The organism is Crenobacter luteus (assembly GCF_004345725.1).
In the GTDB taxonomy this organism is placed as follows: Bacteria; Pseudomonadota; Gammaproteobacteria; order Burkholderiales; family Chromobacteriaceae; genus Crenobacter; species Crenobacter luteus.
This window is the reverse complement of record NZ_SLXG01000004.1, coordinates 158689-178301: the sequence shown is the minus strand read 5'-3', so window position 1 is coordinate 178301 and position 19613 is coordinate 158689. Positions and strand designations below refer to the sequence as shown.

The window sequence follows — 19613 nt, the reverse complement described above, 5'->3', positions numbered from 1 at the left end:
GCTTATTCGCCGAGGTAGGCGTTACGCACGCGTTCGTCGTCGAGCAGGTCGCGCGCGTTGCCGCTCATGGTGATCTTGCCGCTCTCCATCACGTAGCCGCGCTGCGAAATCTCGAGCGCCAGCTTGGCGTTCTGCTCGACCAGCAGCATGGTCACGCCCTCGGCGGCGACCATCTGGATGATCTCGAAGATCTTCTGCACGATGATCGGCGCCAGCCCCATCGACGGCTCGTCCAGCAGCAGCAGCTTGGGGCGCGACAACATCGCGCGACCCATCGCGACCATCTGCTGCTCGCCGCCCGACAGCGTGCCGGCCAGCTGCTTCTGTCGTTCCTTCAGTCGCGGGAACAGGCCGTAGACGCGCTCGATGTCGTTCAGGATCTCGGCCTTGTCGTTGCGGTAGAAGGCCCCCATGTGCAGGTTTTCCTCGACCGTCAGCTTCGGGAATACGCCACGCCCTTCCGGCACCATCGCCAGGCCGTGACGGACGAAGTCGTACGGTGCGATACTCGCGACATCCTTGCCGTCGTACTCGATGCTGCCGCCGGCGCGCTTGACCATGCCGACCAGGGTCTTGAGCGTGGTGGTCTTGCCGGCGCCGTTGGCACCGATCAGCGTGACCAGCTCGCCCTGGTTGATGTGCAAATCGATGCCCTTCACGGCCTGGATGCCGCCGTAGGCCACCTGCAGGTTTTTGACTTCCAAGAGACTCATGCGTGTGCCGCTCCGAGGTAGGCTTCGATCACTTTCGGGTCCTTGCGCACCATCTCGGGGATGCCTTCGGCGATCTTCTTGCCGTAGTCGAGTACCGCGATGCGGTCGCACAAGCCCATCATCAGCTTCACGTCGTGTTCGATCAGCAGGAGGGTCACGCCGTCCTTGCGGATCTTGTCCATCAGGTGCTTCAGATCGTCGGTTTCCTTCGGGTTCATGCCGGCGGCCGGTTCGTCGAGCGCCAGCAGCGTCGGCTCGGTCGCCAGCGCACGGGCGATCTCCAGGCGGCGCTGGTGACCGTAGGACAGGTTGCGCGCGTGCTCGCCGGCGACGTCGGTGATACCCACGTACTCGAGCAACTCGTAGGCCTTCGCGCGGATGGACGCCTCCTCGGCGCGGGTGCGCTTGTCGCGCAGGATGGCGCCGATCGGGCCCGCCTTGGAGCGGATGTGACGGCCGACCATCACGTTTTCGAGCGCGGTCATCTCGCCGAACAGGCGGATGTTCTGGAAGGTTCGTGCGATACCCGCCTCGACCACCTTGTGCGGCTTGGCACGAAACAGGTTCTGCCCGCGGAAGATGAAACTGCCTTCATCAGGCATATAGAGACCGGTCAGCACGTTGAACAGCGTCGTCTTGCCCGCGCCGTTCGGCCCGATCAGGCCGTAGATCTCGCCCTGGTTGATGGACAGCGTGACATTGTTGAGCGCGTGCAGACCGCCGAAGCGCTTGTGGATCCCGTCGATTTTCAGAAGTTGTTCTGCCATGGCTCAACCTTTCTTCGCATCCTTGAATTCGGCCTGACGACGCTTGGACGGCCAGATGCCCTCCGGGCGGATCAGCATCATCAGCACCATGGCGAGACCGAACAGCAGCATCCGGGCGTTTTCCGGGTCGATGATCATGCGGCCGAAGGTAGCCATCTGCACCGGGCCGATCACGTCGCGCAGGAATTCCGGCGCGACCGACAGCAGCACCGCGCCGAGAATCACGCCCGGGATGTTGCCCATGCCGCCGAGCACAACCATCGCCAGGATCATGATCGATTCGAGCAGACCGAACGATTCCGGCGAGATGAAGCCCTGGAAGGACGCGAACAGGCCGCCCGCCACACCGCCGGACAAGGCGCCCAGCGCGAAGGCCAGAAGCTTGATGTTGCGGATGTTGATGCCCATCGCCGCGGCGGCGATGTCGTTCTCGCGCAATGCGACCCACGCGCGGCCGATGCGCGAATGCTGCAGGCGCCAGCACATCAGCACCACCAGCACGGTGAGGATCAGAAAGAAGTAGTAGTAGAGGTAGACCGGGTTGATGCTCAGCCCGGCGATCTCGAGCGGCTTGCCGAGCGAGACGCCACCGAACTGCACCGGGTCGATCAGGTTGATGCCCTGCGGGCCGTTGGTGATGTTCACCGGCGCGTTCAGGTTGTTGACGAAGATGCGGATGATTTCGCCGAAACCGAGCGTCACGATCGCCAGGTAGTCGCCCTTGAGCCGCAGCACCGGGGTGCCGAGCAGCACGCCGAACATCATCGCGAACAAGGCGCCGAGCGGGATGGTGATGTAGAACGGCAGGTGGATGCCGAAGTGCGGCGAGCCCAGCAGCGCATACGTATAGGCGCCGACCGCGTAGAAGGCGATGAAGCCGAGGTCCAGCAGGCCCGCGAAGCCGACCACGATGTTCAGGCCCAGCGCGAGCATGATGTAGAGCAGCGCGAAGTCGAGCGTGCGCACCCACGAGTTGCCGAAGGCGCTGCCGATGAGGATGGGCAGGATTGCCATCACCACGCCCAGCGCGAGGAACAGCCCGAGCTTCTTGTTCGTATCGAATTTACCAGCGATAGCCATATTCACTTTTCAGTCCCCCGCTCAGGCACGGTCCGCGACCTTCTCGCCCATCAGGCCAGAAGGACGGAAGATCAGCACCAGGATCAGCACCATGAAGGCGAAGATGTCCTGGTAGTGGGAACCGAGGAAGCCGCCGGTCAGCCCGCCGATGTAGCCGGCACCGAGGCTCTCGATGATGCCGAGCAGGATGCCGCCCGCGACCGCACCGGCGAGGTTGCCGATACCGCCGAGCACTGCGGCGGTGAAGGCTTTCAGGCCGATCAGGAACCCCATGTAGTAGTGAGCCTGGTCGTAGTTGGTCGCCACCATCACGCCGGCGATCGCACCGAGGCCCGAGCCGATCATGAAGGTCGCCGAGATCACGGTGTTGACGTTCACCCCCATCAGGCCGGCCACCGCCGGGTTCTGGCTGGTGGCGCGCATCGCGCGGCCGAGCTTGGTCTTCTCGACCATCAGCAACAGGCCGCCCATGATGGCCAGGCACAGCACGACGATGATCAGCTGCAGCTCGGTGATGCTGGCCCCCATGATGCTGATGGTGTCGTGCGACAGGATCTGCGGGAAGGAAATGTAGTTGCGGCCCCAGATCAGGATGGCGAGCTGCTGGAGCACGATGGACAGGCCGATCGCGGTGATCAGCGGCGCCAGGCGCGGCGCGCCGCGCAAGGGCCGATAGGCGACGCGCTCGATGGTGAAACCGAGCAGCATGCACGCCGGGATCGCCACCATCAGGCCGATCAGCACCAGCAGCGGCCCCGGCAATGCGATGCCGGCGCCCATCAGGGTCGAAATGACGGTAATCGTCACCATCGCCCCCACCATCACCACCTCGCCATGGGCGAAGTTGATCAGCCCCATGATCCCGTAAACCATGGTGTAGCCCAGCGCGATCAGCGCGTAGATGCTCCCCAGGACGAGACCGTTGAGTATTTGCTGCAGAAAAATATCCACGGTCGGAAATCTCCTTAAGATAGTTCGACCCGACGGTTTTGCTGGAGGTCGCCCCCCACCGCCTGTTCTCCTTTGTTTTGGCGGATTCCGGCTGGAATCCACCTCGCGATCGCCCGCCCTTTATTTTGGATACAGTAGACAAACCGGGCGCCGCCGGGGCGGATTATCGGGCGGCTCGCAAATGACTGTCAATCTTAAAAATTGATTAAACAGCCAGCAAAATCAATGCTTTTTCGGGGAAAGGTCATTTAACAAATTTTTGATGCATTACCGCGACTTGGCTCGCCATTTCCTTGAAAACAAAAGTCGGACACGGGCTTTCCCTTGGGAAATATACCGCATAAGCGATGCCACCGGCTCGGCCAACGCAGCGCACCCCATTCTTTTCGCATAATTCCTTGTCGATCCAGTTTCGCGTCAACGCCGCGAATACCCCCGTCCGACCCGGAACGAAAAAACCGCCCCGGACAGGGGCGGCTCGGCAGGCGCGTCCGGCAGCCGTCAGGCGAGCTGGAACGGGTAGACCGCGCCCAGGCCGAGGATGCCGGTCAGCTCGTCGAGCGCGGTGCGGCATTCGACCAGCAGTTGCGGATCGGCCAGATCCGCCGGCGCGAGCCGGTCGCGGTAGTGGCGCTCGACCCAGCCGTTCAACGTTTCGAACAGCGCGTCGTTCATCATCACCTTGGGGTTGACCGCTGCGAGTTCACCCTCGTTCAGCGCCACGCGCAGGCGCAGGCACGCCGGGCCGCCGCCGTTCTGCATGCTCTGTTTGAGGTCGAACACCTTGACCTCGGCGATCGGGCCGCCACTGGCGACCAGCTTCTCGAGGTAGGCCCACACGCGCGGCGTGGCGCGGCACTCCTCCGGCACGACGATGATCATCCGGCCGTCGGCGCGCGACAGCAGCTGGCTGTTGAAGAGATAACTCTTGACCGCCTCCTCGACCGTCACGTCGGCCTCGGGCACCTCGACCGGCACGAAGGCGCCGCCGAGGGCGGACAGCTTCCTGTCGATCTCGGCCAACACCGCGGCCTGGTCGAGGAAGGAGCGCTGGTGGTGAAACAGCACGTTGCGGTTGCCGACCGAGATCACGTCGTTGTGGAACACGCCCTTGTCGATGGTGTCCGGGTCCTGCTGGCCGTAAACGACGTTGGCGTCGGCAAGACCGTGCAGGCGCGCGACCGCCTGGCAAGCTTCCAGCGTCTGGCGCGCCGGGAAGCGGGTCGGACGCGGACGGCTCATGTCGAAGGCCGACGCGCCGTAGACGAAGAACTCGACGCCCGGCGCGTCGTACTCGGCGCAGAAGCGGGTATGGTTGGCCGCCCCCTCGTCGCCGAAGTGCATCTGCGCCGGCAGCGCCTCGTGCACCGCGAAGCGCGACTCGTCGGCGAACATCGCCGAGAGCACGCGGCGGGTGGTCGGATGCTCGATGCTGCGGTGGAACTTGTTGTTCAGGTTGGCCGGCGTGAAGTGCACGCGCCGGTCCGCGGTGTCGGCCGACGGACTGACCGTCGCCGCGTTGGCGGTCCACATGCACGACGCCGAGGTCGCGGCGGCGAGGATGGACGGCGCTTCCTTCGCCGCGCGGGCGATCACGTCGGCGTCGCTGCCGCCAAAACCGAGGCGACGCAGGCTCGCCACGTCCGGGCGCTCGTGCGGCGCGAGCACGCCCTGCTTGAAGCCGAGGTCGGCCAGCGCCTTCATCTTCGCGAGGCCCTGCTTGGCGGCGAGCTTCGGATTCGACACCGCGTTCTGGTTGCCGGTCGAGGCGACGTTGCCGTAAGAGAGACCGCTGTAGTTGTGGGTCGGGCCGACCAGGCCGTCGAAATTCACTTCGTATGCGTTCACAGGACAATCCCCGGGCTGAGTTGTTGCGGTACGGTCAGGCTGTCGCACTCGAGCGAGGCGACCGGATAGGCGCAGTAGTCGGCGGCGTAGTAGGCGCTCGGGCGGTGGTTGCCCGAGGCGCCGACGCCGCCGAACGGCGCGGCGCTGGAGGCGCCGGTCAACGGCTTGTTCCAGTTGACCACGCCGGCGCGGCTTTCGACGAGGAAGCGGTCGAACAACGCACGGTCGTCGGACAGCACGCCGGCGGCCAGCCCGAAGCGCGTCGCGTTGGCGATCGCGATCGCCTCGTCGAAGTCGGCGTAGCGGACGATCTGCAGCAGCGGGCCGAAGTATTCCTCGTCCGGGCGGTCTTGCACCGCCGTCACGTCGACGATGCCCGGCGTCAGCATCGCGAAATCGGGCTCGACGCGGCGCATCTCCAGCAGCACGGTGCCGCCGGCCTCGGCCAAGCTTTGCTGCGCGGCCAGGAGCGCGTCGGCGGCGGCGTTCGAGATCACCGCGCCGAGGAAGGGTGCCGGCTCGTCGTTATAGCGCCCCACCTTCAGCCTGGCCGCGACCTCGACGAGGCGCGCGACGAGCTTGTCGCCCCACTCGCCTTTGGGCACCAACAAGCGGCGCGCGCAGGTACAGCGCTGGCCGGCCGAGATGAAGGCCGACTGCACGATGTGATGGACGGCGGCGTCGAGCTCGGCGACGTCCTCGACGATCAGCGGGTTGTTGCCGCCCATCTCGAGCGCGAGGATCTTGTCCGGGCGGCCGGCGAAGTTCTTGTGCAGCAATTCGCCGGTGGCCGAGCTGCCGGTGAAGAACAGGCCGTCGAGGCCGTCGTGGCCGGCCAGCGCGACGCCGGTGTCCCGCGCGCCCTGCACCAGGTTGATCACGCCGGCGGGCACGCCCGCCTCGACCCACAGCCTGACGGTCGCCTCGGCGGTCGCCGGGGTCAGCTCGGACGGCTTGAACACCACCGCGTTGCCGGCGAGCAAGGCCGGCACGATATGGCCGTTCGGCAGGTGGCCGGGGAAGTTGTACGGGCCGAACACCGCGACCACGCCGTGCGGCTTGTGACGCAGCACCGCCTGCGCATCGCCCATCGGGTTGCTGCGGGTGCCGGTGCGCTCCTCGAGCGCGGTCAGCGAGATGGCGACTTTGTTGGCCATGCTAACGACCTCGGTCTGCGCCTCCCATAAGGGCTTGCCGGTCTCGCGCGAGATCAGCTCGGCCAACGTCGCCTTGTTCGCGTTCAGCAGCTCGCCGAAGCGGCGCGCGATCGCGGCGCGCTCTTCGAGCGGGCGGCGCGCCCAGGCCGGGAAGGCGGCGCGCGCGGCGGCGACGGCGGCGTCGACCTGCGCGGCGCTGGCGGCGCGTCCCTGCCAGACGAGTTCGTCGGCGGCGGGGTTGCGCTTCTCGAACGCGTCGCCTTCGCCGGCGAGCCAGTGTCCGTCGATGAAATGGGTGCTCATTACACTTTCTCCTTGGGCGAGAGGGTCACCGCCCGCACGATGTCGCCGTCTTTGACGTTCAGCGCCGCCGCCTGCCCGGCGGTCAGCGCCAGCGCGTCGGCCCGGCGAGCCGCCTCGATCAGGATGACCCGGAAATCCTCGCGCGACGGCTTGGCGACCAGCAGCCACTGCGGTGCAGCGTCGCCCTGCCCGGCCTCGGCCAACGTCACCGGCAGCAGGCGACTTTCCCTGACCGCGCGCACCTCGCTCGTATAGGCCTGCACCGTCGGGCCGGCGTCGAAGATGTCGACGTAGCCTTCGTAGCGGAAGCCCTCGGCCTCGAGCATCGCCAGCGCCGGGCGGGTGTTGTCGTGGGTCTTGCCGATCACCGCCTGCGCCTCGGGCGGCAGGAAGTCGATGTAGACCGGGTACTTGGGCATCAGCTCGGCGACGAAGGCTTTCTGGCCGACGCCGGTCAGGTAGTCGGCGCGCGCGAAGTCGATCGAAAAGAAGTGGCGGCCGAGTGCCTCCCAGAACGGCGACTTGCCGTTCTCGTCCGACACGCCGCGCATCTCGGCGACGGTGATCTTGCCGAACAGCTCGGGGAAGGCGGCCATGAACAGGAAGCGGCTCTTGGACAGCAGGCCGCCGTTCTTGTTGACGCGATACTCGGGGTGCAGGAACAGCGAGCACAGCTCCGAATAGCCGGTGTGGTCGTTCGACAGGAACAGCGTGTCGTGGCGCGTGTAGACGTTCAGCTCTTCGCTGGCGTGCACGATGGTGCCGACGCGATAGTTGTACCAGGCCTCTTTCAGGCCGACGGCGGCCTCGATGCCGCAGATGCCGGCGACGCGGCGGTTTTCGGCGTCCTCGAGCACGAAGACGTAGCCGAAGTCGCCCGGCGCGGCGGTGCCGGCGAACGAGGCCTCTGAGCGCGCGATGCGCGCGGCCAGACGCTCCTCGTTGACCGGCAGCGAGGTCAGGCCGACGCCGGCGCTACGGGCCAGTTCCAGAAGGCCGGGCAGGTCGCCCTGGCGGATCGGGCGGATCAGCATCATGCTTGTTCTCCTTCCGGCTGGATCTGCAGCGGCGCGAGGCGGATCGTGTCGCCGCTGGCGACGCCGAGCGCCTGCGCGCCGTCCGGGTTGACGATGGCGACGCCGTCGACCACCGCGGCGCGCAGCAGCGTCGCGGCGAAGTCGGCGACCTTCTCGTTGCCGGCCAGCTGCAGCTCGGCCGACGCCGGCAGGCTGGCGCTCACCTCGACCGGATAGCAGCGGCTGGTGCGCACCGTATAGAGGCGGTCGACGTCGGCGGTCAGCACCGCGCCGCCGTCGAAGATGTCGATGTAGTTGTCGGCCTCGAAACCCTCGCGGCTGAGGATGCCGAACGGGCGCTCGAAGTCGGGGTGGATCTGGCCGACCGCCTGCTGCGCGGCGTCGGGCAGCAGTGGCACGTAGATCGGATAGGCCGGCATCAGCTCGGCGATGAAGGTCTTGCTACGGCTGGCGAAGGCCTGTTCGACCTCGACGAAGTCCATGTCGAAAAAGCGGCGACCGATGGCGTCCCAGAACGGCGCCTGGCCGGCCTCGTCGTGGATGCCCTGCATCTCGGCGACCACGCGGCGGCCGAAGCGCTGCTGCTGGCTGGCGATGAACAGGAAGCGCGCGCGCGACAGCAACTCGGACGCCAGCGCGTCGATGTCCGGGTCGGAATAGAAGCCGCACAGCTGCACCAGGCCCGACAGGTCGTGACACATGGTCAGCACGTGGACCTTGTTGTTGACCTTGAGCGTGCGCGAGGCGTGCACGAAGGTTTCGCTGCGATAGCTATAGAACGGCTCGTCGAAGCCGGCGCTGGCGCTGATCGACGCGGTACCGACCACCTGGCCGTGCGCCTCGAGCACGAACATGTAGTACTCCTTGCCGGCGTCGAGGTCGGCCTCGTGCTCGAAGGCGTCCAGCGAATGCTGGATGCGTTCGAACAGGCGTTCGCGATTGTTCGGCAGGCTGGTCACGCCGATACCGCTCGCGACCGCCATCCTCTCGATAGCCGGCAGGTCGGCGGTGCGCGCAGGTCGCACGACATACATGGTGTTTCTCCCTCGTGCTTTGCCAAGCCCGCGCCGTTTTCAAGGCGCAAGGGGGCCCAGCGGCCCGCCTCACGGCGGGCCGGTCTGACAGAATGACTTGTTGTTCCGGGGGGTTAGGCGGTCTGGCCGACGACTTCGGCTACCGCGGCCTCGAAGCGTTTGAGGCCTTCGTCGATGTCGGCGTCCGGGATGACCAGCGACGGCGCGAAACGCACCACGTTGACCCCGGCGACCAGCGCCATCAGCTGATGACGCTCGGCGGCGAGCATGAAGTCCTTGGCGCGGCCGGCGTAGGCGTCGGTCAGCACGCCGCCGAGCAAGAGGCCCAGACCGCGCACCTCCTTGAACACACCGTATTTCGCGTTGATCGCGTTCAGGCCGTCGACGAAGCGCTGCGACTTGGCGCGCACGCCCGCCAGCACTTCCGGCGTGTTCACGATTTCGAGCACCTTGTGCGCGACGGCGCACGCCAGCGGGTTGCCGCCGTAGGTCGAGCCGTGGGTGCCGACGCCGAAGCTCTTGGCGACCTTCTCGGTGGTCAGCATCGCGCCGACCGGGAAGCCGCCGCCGAGCGACTTGGCGCTGGTCAGGATGTCCGGGGTCACGCCGTACTCCATATAGGCGTACAGCGAGCCCGAGCGGCCGACGCCGGTCTGCACTTCGTCGAACACCAGCAGCGCGTTGTGCGCGTCGCACAGTGCGCGCGCGGCCTCGAGAAATTCGCGCGAGGCCGGCAGCACGCCGCCCTCGCCCTGCACCGGCTCGACGACGACCGCGCAGGTCTTGTCGGAGATCGCCGCCTTCAGCGACTCGATGCTGTTGTACTCGACGTGGCGGATGCCGCCCGGCACCGGCGCGAAGCCCTCGGTGTACTTGGGCTGGCCGCCGACGCTGACGGTGAACAGCGTGCGGCCGTGGAAGGAGCTCTTGCAGGAGACGATCTCGTGCTTCTCGGCGCCGAAATGGTCGCTCGCGTACTTGCGCACCAGCTTGAACGCCGCCTCGTTGGCCTCGGCGCCCGAGTTGCTGAAGAACACGCGCTCGGCGAAGGTGTTTTCGGTCAGATACTTGGCGAGCTTGAGCGCCGGCTCGTTGGTCAGCGTGTTGCTGACGTGCCAGAGCTTGCCGGCCTGCTCGGTCAGCGCGGCGACCAGCGCCGGGTGGCAATGACCGAGCGAGTTCACCGCGATGCCACCGGCGAAGTCGACGAATTCACGGCCGTCCTGATCCCACACGCGCGAGCCCTCGCCGCGCACCGGGATGAACTGGGCCGGCGCGTAGTTGGGGACCATGACCTGATCGAACAAGGCGCGGGTGACGGAATGGCTCATTGTGTATTTCCTTCCTGCAAAGCTGATTGGGGTTGTGTGCCACAACATGCAAACGATTCTAATGAATCCCATGATCGGTCCATATCCGGTTTGCGACATGGGATTACAAAAAACACGGGGACGATTCGCCGCCATTTTATGAAACGATCGGGCAAAAAATCGCCATTTTCCGGCTTGACCACCGCCAAAAATCCGCACGAAACGTCGCGAGCGGGGCGCTTATTGTGCGATCAAAAGGGTTGCCCCTCAAGCCGCCCGCCGGTCGGGCACCGGCCATGGAGCCTGGCGGAAGCGGCCAGACGGCACCGGCACGCGAACGGACAATAAAAAACGCCCGCGGAGCCGCGGGCGTTGCCGAGAAAACCGGAGCTTCGCCCGGTTAGTTGGCTTTCAGGCCGAAGGCCTCGGCGGTCGCCTTGGCCGTTTTCGCCTCGTCTTCCAGCAGGGCCTTGATCGACAGGCGCACGCGGCCGCGGTCGTCCATCTCGATCGCCTTGACCTTCACGACCTGACCTTCCTTCAGGTAGTCGGACACGTTCTTGATGCGCTCGTTGGCGATCTGCGAAATGTGCACCAGGCCATCCTTGCCCGGCAGGATGGAGACGATCGCGCCGACGTTGTTGTCGAGGATCTTCACCACGGTACCTTCGTAGACCTTGCCGACTTCGACCTCGACGGTGATCTCTTCGATGCGCTTCTTGGCCGCGTCGGCGCCCTCCTGCGTCACCGAGGCGATGGTGATGGTGCCGTCTTCCTCGATGTTGATCTCGGTGCCGGTGTCCTTGGTGATCGAGCGGATGGTCTCGCCGCCCTTGCCGATCACTTCGCGGATCTTGTCCGGGTTGATCTTCATCGTGAACAGGCGCGGCGCATACTGCGACAGCTCCTGCACGCCTTCGACGGCCTTCTGCATTTCGCCGAGGATGTGCAGGCGGCCTTCCTTGGCCTGCGACAGCGCGACCTGCATGATTTCCTTGGTGATGCCCTGGATTTTGATGTCCATCTGCAGCGCGGTCACGCCTTCGGCGGTACCGGCGACCTTGAAGTCCATGTCGCCCAGGTGGTCTTCGTCGCCGAGGATGTCGGTCAGCACCGCGAAGCGGTTGCCTTCCAGGATCAGACCCATGGCGATGCCGGCCACGTGCGCCTTCAGCGGCACGCCGGCGTTCAGGAGCGACAGGCAGCCGCCGCACACCGAGGCCATCGACGAGGAGCCGTTCGACTCGGTGATCTCCGACACCACGCGCAGCGCGTAGCCGAACTCGTCTTCCGGCGGCAGCACGGCCAAGAGCGCGCGCTTGGCCAGACGGCCGTGACCGATCTCGCGACGCTTGGGCGGACCCATGCGGCCGGCTTCACCGGTCGAGTACGGCGGGAAGTTGTAGTGCAGCATGAAGCGGTCGGTGTATTCGCCGGCCAGCGCGTCGATGCGCTGCTCGTCGAGCTTGGTGCCCAGCGTGGTGGTCACCAGCGCCTGGGTTTCGCCGCGGGTGAACAGCGCCGAGCCGTGCACGCGCGGCAGCACGCCGGTCTTGATCGCGATCGGGCGCACGGTGCGGGTGTCGCGGCCGTCGATGCGCGGCTCGCCCGACAGGATCTGGCCGCGCACGATCTCGGCTTCCAGGCTCTTGAAGATGCCCTTGATCTCGTTGGCCTTCAGCGTCGGGGTTTCTTCGTTGATCAGCGCGGCCTTGACGGCGTCCCACGCCTCGGCCAACGCCTGCGAACGCGCCTGCTTCTGGCGGATGCGGAAGGCGGCGGCGATCTTCTCGCCGCAGATGTCGCGGATCTGCGCGATCAGCGCCTCGTCCTTGGCCGGAGCGGCCCAGTCCCACATCACCGGGTTCACTTCGTCGGCCAGCTCGTTGATCGCACGGATGGCGGCCTGCATCTGCTCGTGGCCGAACACCACCGCGCCGAGCATGGTCGCTTCCGGCAGCTCCTTGGCCTCGGACTCGACCATCAGCACGGCGCGCTCGGTACCGGCGACGACGAGGTCGAGCTCGGAGGTGGCCAGTTCGGTCTTGGTCGGGTTCAGGATGTATTCGCCGTTGGCGTAGCCGACGCGGGCGGCGCCGATCGGGCCGTTGAACGGCAGGCCGGAGATCGCCAGCGCGGCCGACGCGCCGATCATCGCCGGGATGTCGGAGTCGACTTCCGGGTTCAGCGACATCACGGTCGCGACGATCTGCACGTCGTGGTAGAAACCTTCCGGAAACAGCGGGCGGATCGGGCGGTCGATCAGGCGGCTGGTCAGGATTTCCTTCTCGGACTGCTTGCCTTCGCGCTTGAAGAAGCCGCCCGGGATCTTGCCGGCGGCGTAGGTACGCTCGAGGTAGTCGACGGTCAGCGGGAAGAAGTCCTGGCCCGGCTTGACGGTTTGCGAACCGACGACCGAAACCAGCACGACGGTTTCTTCCATCGACACGAGCACGGCGCCCGAGGCCTGACGGGCGATCTCGCCGGTCTCCAGCGTCACGGTGTGACGGCCGTACTGGAACGATTTGGTGACTTTGTTGAACATCAGATGTCCTGTTCCGAAATCAATGAACGATTCGAGCAACGGGAACCCCTAAAGATTCGGACCCGGCGGCGCCGGATCGGAATGTCTAGAGGCTCCCCCCGCGGCTCGGTGACATTAGAACACCGGAAAACGAAAAAGTCGCAGACGGGCTGCGACTTTTTTCGATCCGGTGCCGATTACTTGCGCAGACCCAGGCGGGTGATCAGGGCGCGGTAGGCGTCGGCGTCGGTGCGCTTGAGGTAGTCAAGCAGACGGCGACGACGGCTCACCATTTTCAGCAGGCCACGACGGCTGTGGTGGTCCTTGGTGTTTGCCTTGAAGTGCGGGGTCAGGTCGTTGATGCGGGCGGTCAGCAGCGCGATTTGCACCTCCGGGGAACCGGTGTCGCCTTCGGCGCGCTGGAAGTCTTTGACGATGTCGGCTTTTTGAGCAACGGTGATTGCCATGGATACAACTCCAATTGGTAGTGGGGGCTTCATGTCCGGGCGCCAGGCCCGGTTCCTGCCCGACGAGTACGGCGAGCCTTGTCGACCGGACCGTACTCCTCAAGCGGCCGCGTTCGCGGCCACGAGCCTGAGCGGGTGCAGGAAACCGTCGGGTTTCCGCTCCGCCAGACCCATGAATTCGCGCGTCGCCTCTCGGTACACGCGAAAGCGCGACATTATGGCATGGTTTTGCGGATCGCGCACCGCCTGCCCGTGCACGAAACGCGCGGCGGCGGTCTCGTCGATCGCCACCTCGGGCAGATGGCCGACCAGGACATCCATCGGCAGCAGCAGCGCGTCGCGCCCGGCCGGCTCCAGCGCCTCGATCGCCTCGAGCGTATGCGCCGCGGCGAGCGAGAAACCCGCCGTCGCGGTGCGGCGCAGGCCGATCAGGTGGGCGCCGCAGCCGAGCCGCTCGCCGATATCCTCGGCCAGGGTGCGGATATAGGTGCCCTTGCTGCACACCACGTCGATGACCGCGACGTCGCCGGCGAATTCGACCATGTCGATCGAATGGATGACGACATCGCGCGCCTTGCGCTCGATCTCGACGCCGGCGCGCGCGTACTCGTACAGCGCGCGGCCCTCGAACTTCAGCGCCGAATACATCGGCGGCACCTGGCGGATCGGGCCGCTGAAGCGCGCGCAGGCCTCGGCCAACCCTTCCGGCCGGATGTCGACCGGACGCTCCTTGACCACCTCGCCCTCGGCGTCGCCGGTGGTGGTCACCACGCCGAACTTGACCGTCGCGCGGTAGGCCTTGTCGGCGTCGAGCAAATAGGACGAGAACTTGGTCGCCTCGCCGAAGCACACCGGCAACAGGCCGGTCGCCAGCGGGTCGAGCACGCCGGTATGGCCGGCCTTCGCGGCGGTGTACAGCCAGCGCGCCTTTTGCAGCGCGCCGTTGCTGCTGACGCCGAGCGGCTTGTCCAGCAGCAGCACGCCGCTGACGGCGCGGCGCTCGCGACGCGGCTTGCTCATTCCTTGCCTTCCGCACCGGCCTCGTCGACCGGGTTGTCCGGCAGCCTGGCGTCGGCCTCGGCGACTTCGTCAAGCAGACGGTTCATATACATGCCGCGCTCGATCGATTCGTCGTAGACGAAGTGCAGCTGCGGCATGCTGAACAAGCGGATGCGCCGGCCCAGTTCGTTGCGCAGGTAGCCGGCTGCGTCGGCCAAGGCCGCAGCGGTCGCCTCGCGGGTCGACTCGTTCATCACGGTGTAGTAGATCTTGGCGTGCGAATAATCGCGCGTCACATCGACGGCGGTAATCGTCACCCAGCCCACGCGCGGGTCTTTCAGGCCTTTTTGCAGCATCCCGGCCAGTTCGCGCTGGATCTGGTCGGCGACGCGGTCCGACCGCGCAAAAGTCTTCTTGGCCATGGCATTCTCCTTGGCAAAACAAAGGGCGAGCGGCGCCCGGCAAACCGGTCAGCCGCCCGCCCGTAGCGTGCAACGCTTACAGCGAGCGCGCCACTTCGACGATTTCGAACACCTCGAGCTGGTCGCCTTCGCGGATGTCGTTGAAGTTCTTCAGCATCAGGCCGCACTCGTAGCCCTGCTTGACTTCCTTCACGTCGTCCTTGAAGCGCTTGAGCGACTCGAGCTCGCCGGTGTGGACCACGACATGGTCGCGAATCAGGCGCACCTGCGCGTGACGCTTGACGATGCCGTCGGTGACCATACAACCGGCGATGTTGCCGACCTTGGACACAGTGATGACCTGACGGATCTCGACCGTACCGATCACCTGCTCCTTCTTCTCCGGCGCCAGCATGCCCGACAGCGCAGCCTTCACGTCGTCCAGCGCGTCGTAGATGATGCTGTAGTAGCGGATGTCGACACCCTCGGACTCGGCCAACTTGCGCGCGGCCGCGTCGGAACGGGTATTGAAGCCGATCACGATGGCCTTGGAGGCGATCGCCAGGTTGATGTCCGACTCCGAGATGCCGCCCACGCCCGAGTGCAGGATGTTGACGCGCACCTCGTCGGTCGACAGCTTCTGCAGGCTCTGCGCCAGCGCCTCGTACGAACCCTGCACGTCGGCCTTGATGATGATCGACAGGGTCTGCACCTCGCCCTCGGCCATCTGCGCGAACATGTTCTCGAGCTTGGCAGCCTGCTGCTTGGCCAGACGGACGTCGCGGAACTTGCCGGCACGGAACAGCGCGATCTCGCGCGCCTTCTTCTCGTCGGCCAGCACCATCGCGTCCTCGCCGGCGGACGGCACGTCCGACAGGCCGAGGATCTCGACCGGAATCGACGGACCGGCTTCGTCGATCGGTTTGCCGTTCTCGTCGATCATCGCGCGGACGCGGCCGAAGGCGGTGCCGGCGAGCACGATGTCGCCCTTCTTCAGCGTGCCGGACTGCACCAAGAGCGTCGCGACCGGGCCGCGACCCTTGTCGAGGCGCGCCTCGACGATCACGCCCTTGGCCGGTGCATCCTTCGGCGCGGTCAGCTCCAGCACCTCGGCCTGCAGCAGGATGGCCTCGAGCAGGCCGTCGATGTTGATGCCCTGCTTGGCCGACACCTCGACGAACTGGGTGTCGCCACCCCACTCTTCCGGCACCACTTCCTGCGCGACCAGCTCCTGGCGGATGCGCTCGGGGTTGGCGCCCTGCTTGTCGATCTTGTTGACCGCGACGACCATCGGCACGCCGGCCGCCTTGGCATGGTGGATGGCCTCGATGGTCTGCGGCATCACGCCGTCGTCGGCGGCCACCACCAGCACCACGATGTCGGTCGCCTTCGCACCGCGGGCACGCATGGCGGTAAACGCCTCGTGGCCCGGCGTGTCGAGGAAGGTGATCACGCCGCGGTCGGTCTCGACGTGGTAGGCGCCGATGTGCTGGGTAATGCCGCCGGCCTCGCCGGCCGCGACCTTGGCGCGACGGATGTAGTCGAGCAGCGAGGTCTTGCCGTGGTCGACGTGACCCATCACGGTCACCACCGGCGGACGCGGCAGCTGTTCGGCCTCGGCCGCACCCTCGACCTTCTCGAGGAAGGCTTCCGGGTCGTCGGCCTGCGCGGCCTTGCCGATATGGCCCATTTCCTCGACGACGATCAGCGCGGTTTCCTGGTCGAGCACCTGGTTGATGGTCACCATCATGCCCATCTTCATCAGCACCTTGATCACCTCGGCGGCCTTGACCGCCATGCGGTGAGCAAGATCGGCGACGGTGATGGTTTCCGGCACCAGCACCTCGTGCACGATCGGCTCGGACGGCGCCTGGAAGGCGTGCTGGCCGCCACCGTGGCGATTGTTCTTGCCGCCGCGCCGGGATTTCCAGTCGCCGCCGGCATCGCCGCCGCGGGTCTTCAGACCGCCCTTGCCCTTGCGGCCCTCGTTCCAGTCGCGGTCGCCCGCCCCCTTCTTGCCACCCTTCTTGTCGCCAGGCTTCGCGCCGGCGTTCGCGGCGGGAGCCGCGGCGCCAGGAGCCGGACGGGCACCCGCAGCGGCGGGAGCGGCGGGAGCGGCGGCGCGGGCCGGCGCCGCGGCCGGCTTGGCCGCCGGGGTCGCACCCGCGGCCGGCTTGTTGCGCGACAGCACAGCCTGCTGCGGCTTGTCTTCCGGCTTGGCCGGCGGCGGTGCGTTCTTGGCGGCCAGGCGGCGCGCCTCGCGCTCCTGCTTCTGGCGCATCAGGTCTTCCTGGGCCTTGCGCAGCTGGGCCTGGCGGCGCTCGTCGGCTTCGCGGGCGGCGATTTCCTCGGGCGAGAGAATGCTGACCGGCGCCGGGCGCACCGGCTCGGCCGGCTTTTTCACTGCCGGCTCGGGCTGGGCTGCCGGCTCGGAAACCTTGACAGGCACTTCCTTCTCCTCGACGGGCGCCGGCTCGGGCTTGATCTCGACCGGCTTGGCAGGCTCGGCCACCGGTTCCGGCACGGCTTCGGCCACCGGCTCGGGGACCGGTGCCGCGACCGGCTCGGCGGCCACCTCGGCCAACGGGGACACGATCTGCGGCTCTTCCGGACGCAGCACGGTGCGTTTCTTGCGGGTCTCGACGCGGACGGTCGCGCCGTCGGCGGTGCGAATCTCGCTGGTCTGCTTGCGGGTCAGCGTGATCGCGCCCGACTCGCTGGCACCATGGGCGCGCTTCAGATAACCCAGCAGCTGGGCCTTGTCCTGTTCGCTGAGGGTGTCGTCCAGCGCACGCTTGGCCACGCCGGCGTTGCGCAGCTGCTCAAGCAGGCGCTCCGGCGACATGCCAAGTTCACTGGCAAACTGCTTTACATTCGTCAATACCATTCGTTTTCCCAGATTCCTTATAACTAGCCGATTCGCTGCTTACTGGTCGAACCAGTGTTCGCGCGCTTTCATGATGAGTGCCCGGGCGGTTTCGTCCGATACGCCGGTCAGGTCAACCAGGTCGTCCACCGCCAGGTCGGCGAGCTCATCGCGGGTGGTCACACCGTTCTCGGCCAGTTTGCGCACCATGTCGGCATCCAGGCCTTCCAGATTCTTCAACTCTTCGTCCACCGCTTCGACCTTCTCTTCGGAGGCGATGGCGAGCGTCAGCAGCGCGTCGCGCGCCCGGCTGCGCAGCTCGTTGACCAGCGCCTCGTCGAAGCCCTCGATCTCGAGCATTTCGGCGATCGGCACGTAGGCGACCTCTTCGAGCGTGGCAAAGCCTTCCTGCACCAGCACGCCGGCGACGTCTTCGTCGACCCCCAGCTGGCTCATGAACAGGTCGCGCAGCGCCGCGTCCTCGGCCTGCAGCTTCTGCTCGGCCTCGGCGACGGTCATGATGTTGAGGCTCCAGCCGGTCAATTCGGCGGCGAGCTTGACGTTCTGCCCGTTGCGACCGATGGCGAGCGCCAGTTGATCCTCCTCGACCACCACGTCCATCGCGTGACGGTCCTCGTCGACCAGGATGCGGTTCACCTCGGCCGGCGACAGCGCGTTGATCACGAACTGGGCCGGTTCCGGCGCCCACAGCACGATGTCGACGCGCTCGCCGGCCAATTCCTGGGTCACCGCCTGCACACGCGAGCCGCGCACGCCGATGCAGGTACCCTGCGGGTCGATGCGCGGATCGTTGGCCTTGACGGCGATCTTGGCGCGCATGCCGGGGTCGCGGGCGACCTCGCGGATTTCCAGCATGCCCTCCTCGATTTCGGGCACTTCGAGTTCGAACAGCTTCTTGATGAAGTCGCCCGAGGTGCGCGACAGCACCAGCTGCGGACCGCGACCGAGGCGGTCGATGCGCAGCAGGAAAGCCCTCACGCGGTCGCCCACGCGCAGGTTCTCCTTCGGGATCATCTGGTCGCGCGGCAGCACCGCCTCCAGCTTGCCACACTCGACGATCGCGTTACCGCGCTCGATACGCTTGATGGTGCCGTTGACCAGGTGTTCGCGGCGCTGCAGGAAGTCGTTGAGGATCTGCTCGCGCTCGGCGTCGCGGATCTTCTGCAGAATGACCTGTTTGGCGGTCTGCGCGCCGATACGGCCGAACTCGACCGCCTCCATCGGCTCCTCGATGAAGCCGCCGACCTCGGCGCGCGGGTCGCGCTCACGGGCGTCCGTGAGGGTGATTTCCTTGCCGTCTTCCTCGATGAGGTCGTCCTCGACGATCTGCCAGCGGCGGAAGGTCTGGTACTGGCCGGTGTGGCGGTCGATTTCCACACGTACCTCCAGATCCTCCTGATTGAACTTCTTCTTGGTCGCCGAAGCCAGCGCCAATTCCAGCGCGGAGAAAACCACCTCCTTGCCGACATTCTTTTCGCTAGCCAGCGCGTCAACCAGCAACAAAATCTCGCGACTCATTCATTCCTCCGAAATAGGGTCCCGTGGGCGTGACGAACGTCTGTCCGGATCAGAACTCCGGCTCGAGCCGGGCCTTGTCGATATTGGACAGGGGAATCGCCACCTGGCGGCCGTCGACCTCGAGCAGCACCGCGTCGTTTTCGATACCCGCAAGGCGTCCGACGAACTTCTTCTGCTGCTCGATCGGGGTGCGCGTACGGATCTTGGCCAACTGCCCTGCGAAGCGGACGAAGTCGGCCTCTTTCTTGAGCGGCCGATCCAGCCCCGGCGACGACACTTCCAGACGGTCGTAGTCGACGTTCTCGACAGTAAACAGGCGCGTCAGGTGGTTGCTCACGCGGACGCAGTCGTCCAGCGTGATGCCACCGGGCTTGTCGATGAAGAGACGCATACTCCCGCCACGGCCGATCTCGAGATCCACCATCTCGTAACCCAGACCGCTCAGCGTGTTTTCCAGCAGCAAACGGACATCCATGCCTTTTCCACAAATAAAAAAATGGGCGAACCGCCCATCCCTTAAATTGGTTGGATTTTACAGCATCCACGGGGAAAAGGAAACCGGCGCCCCGGGACGGGCTTTGCGCCGGCGTGGCCTTCCGGTAAATTAGTCCCGCTTC

The 19613-nt window shown here is 66.0% G+C and carries 16 protein-coding genes; all 16 read right to left on the bottom strand.

Annotated elements, in window-relative coordinates; genetic code table 11:
- Positions 1–2 precede the first annotated feature (2 nt).
- Complete coding sequence (locus EV683_RS04420) at positions 3–713, bottom strand: ABC transporter ATP-binding protein (protein ID WP_066614002.1); 711 nt, start codon at positions 711–713, stop codon at positions 3–5.
- Complete coding sequence (locus EV683_RS04415; RefSeq protein ID WP_066614000.1) at positions 710–1480, bottom strand: ABC transporter ATP-binding protein; 771 nt, start codon at positions 1478–1480, stop codon at positions 710–712. The genes EV683_RS04420 and EV683_RS04415 overlap by 4 nt, the downstream gene beginning before the upstream one ends.
- 3 nt (positions 1481–1483) lie before the next feature.
- Positions 1484–2560, bottom strand: a complete 1077-nt coding sequence (locus tag EV683_RS04410) for an ABC transporter permease subunit (protein ID WP_424948504.1) — start codon at positions 2558–2560, stop codon at positions 1484–1486.
- A 21-nt stretch (positions 2561–2581) separates the two neighbouring features.
- Positions 2582–3511 carry a branched-chain amino acid ABC transporter permease gene (locus EV683_RS04405; RefSeq protein WP_066613995.1) on the bottom strand — a complete coding sequence of 310 codons (930 nt, stop codon included), beginning with the start codon at positions 3509–3511 and terminating at the stop codon, positions 2582–2584.
- Positions 3512–4012: 501 nt separating this feature from the next.
- Positions 4013–5359, bottom strand: coding sequence for an N-succinylarginine dihydrolase (gene astB / locus EV683_RS04400; protein WP_131861963.1), 1347 nt, complete (start codon positions 5357–5359; stop codon positions 4013–4015).
- Positions 5356–6819 (bottom strand): succinylglutamate-semialdehyde dehydrogenase, encoded by a 1464-nt coding sequence (astD, locus tag EV683_RS04395; RefSeq protein WP_131861962.1) that lies wholly within the window; start codon positions 6817–6819, stop codon positions 5356–5358. Before astD ends, astB begins: the two co-directional genes overlap by 4 nt.
- Positions 6819–7856 (bottom strand): arginine N-succinyltransferase, encoded by a 1038-nt coding sequence (gene astA, locus EV683_RS04390; RefSeq protein WP_066613990.1) that lies wholly within the window; start codon positions 7854–7856, stop codon positions 6819–6821. The genes astD and astA overlap by 1 nt, the downstream gene beginning before the upstream one ends.
- On the bottom strand, positions 7853–8890 hold the full coding sequence (aruF, locus tag EV683_RS04385; protein ID WP_066613989.1) for an arginine/ornithine succinyltransferase subunit alpha: 1038 nt from the start codon (positions 8888–8890) through the stop codon (positions 7853–7855). Before aruF ends, astA begins: the two co-directional genes overlap by 4 nt.
- Positions 8891–9003: 113 nt before the next feature.
- Positions 9004–10221 carry an aspartate aminotransferase family protein gene (locus EV683_RS04380; protein ID WP_131861961.1) on the bottom strand — a complete coding sequence of 406 codons (1218 nt, stop codon included), beginning with the start codon at positions 10219–10221 and terminating at the stop codon, positions 9004–9006.
- A gap of 379 nt (positions 10222–10600) precedes the next feature.
- Positions 10601–12745 carry a polyribonucleotide nucleotidyltransferase gene (gene pnp / locus EV683_RS04375; RefSeq protein WP_066613986.1) on the bottom strand — a complete coding sequence of 715 codons (2145 nt, stop codon included), beginning with the start codon at positions 12743–12745 and terminating at the stop codon, positions 10601–10603.
- A 176-nt stretch (positions 12746–12921) separates the two neighbouring features.
- Positions 12922–13191, bottom strand: coding sequence for a 30S ribosomal protein S15 (rpsO, locus tag EV683_RS04370; RefSeq protein WP_066613984.1), 270 nt, complete (start codon positions 13189–13191; stop codon positions 12922–12924).
- Between the two features lie 99 nt (positions 13192–13290).
- Positions 13291–14211, bottom strand: coding sequence for a tRNA pseudouridine(55) synthase TruB (truB, locus tag EV683_RS04365; protein WP_131861960.1), 921 nt, complete (start codon positions 14209–14211; stop codon positions 13291–13293).
- Positions 14208–14612, bottom strand: a complete 405-nt coding sequence (gene rbfA / locus EV683_RS04360) for a 30S ribosome-binding factor RbfA (RefSeq protein ID WP_131861959.1) — start codon at positions 14610–14612, stop codon at positions 14208–14210. Before rbfA ends, truB begins: the two co-directional genes overlap by 4 nt.
- Before the next feature lie 76 nt (positions 14613–14688).
- Complete coding sequence (gene infB, locus EV683_RS04355) at positions 14689–17478, bottom strand: translation initiation factor IF-2 (RefSeq protein ID WP_131861958.1); 2790 nt, start codon at positions 17476–17478, stop codon at positions 14689–14691.
- Between the two features lie 39 nt (positions 17479–17517).
- Positions 17518–18996, bottom strand: a complete 1479-nt coding sequence (gene nusA, locus EV683_RS04350; RefSeq protein WP_131861957.1) for a transcription termination factor NusA — start codon at positions 18994–18996, stop codon at positions 17518–17520.
- A 49-nt stretch (positions 18997–19045) separates the two neighbouring features.
- Positions 19046–19471 carry a ribosome maturation factor RimP gene (gene rimP / locus EV683_RS04345; RefSeq protein ID WP_066613978.1) on the bottom strand — a complete coding sequence of 142 codons (426 nt, stop codon included), beginning with the start codon at positions 19469–19471 and terminating at the stop codon, positions 19046–19048.
- Positions 19472–19613 lie beyond the last annotated feature (142 nt).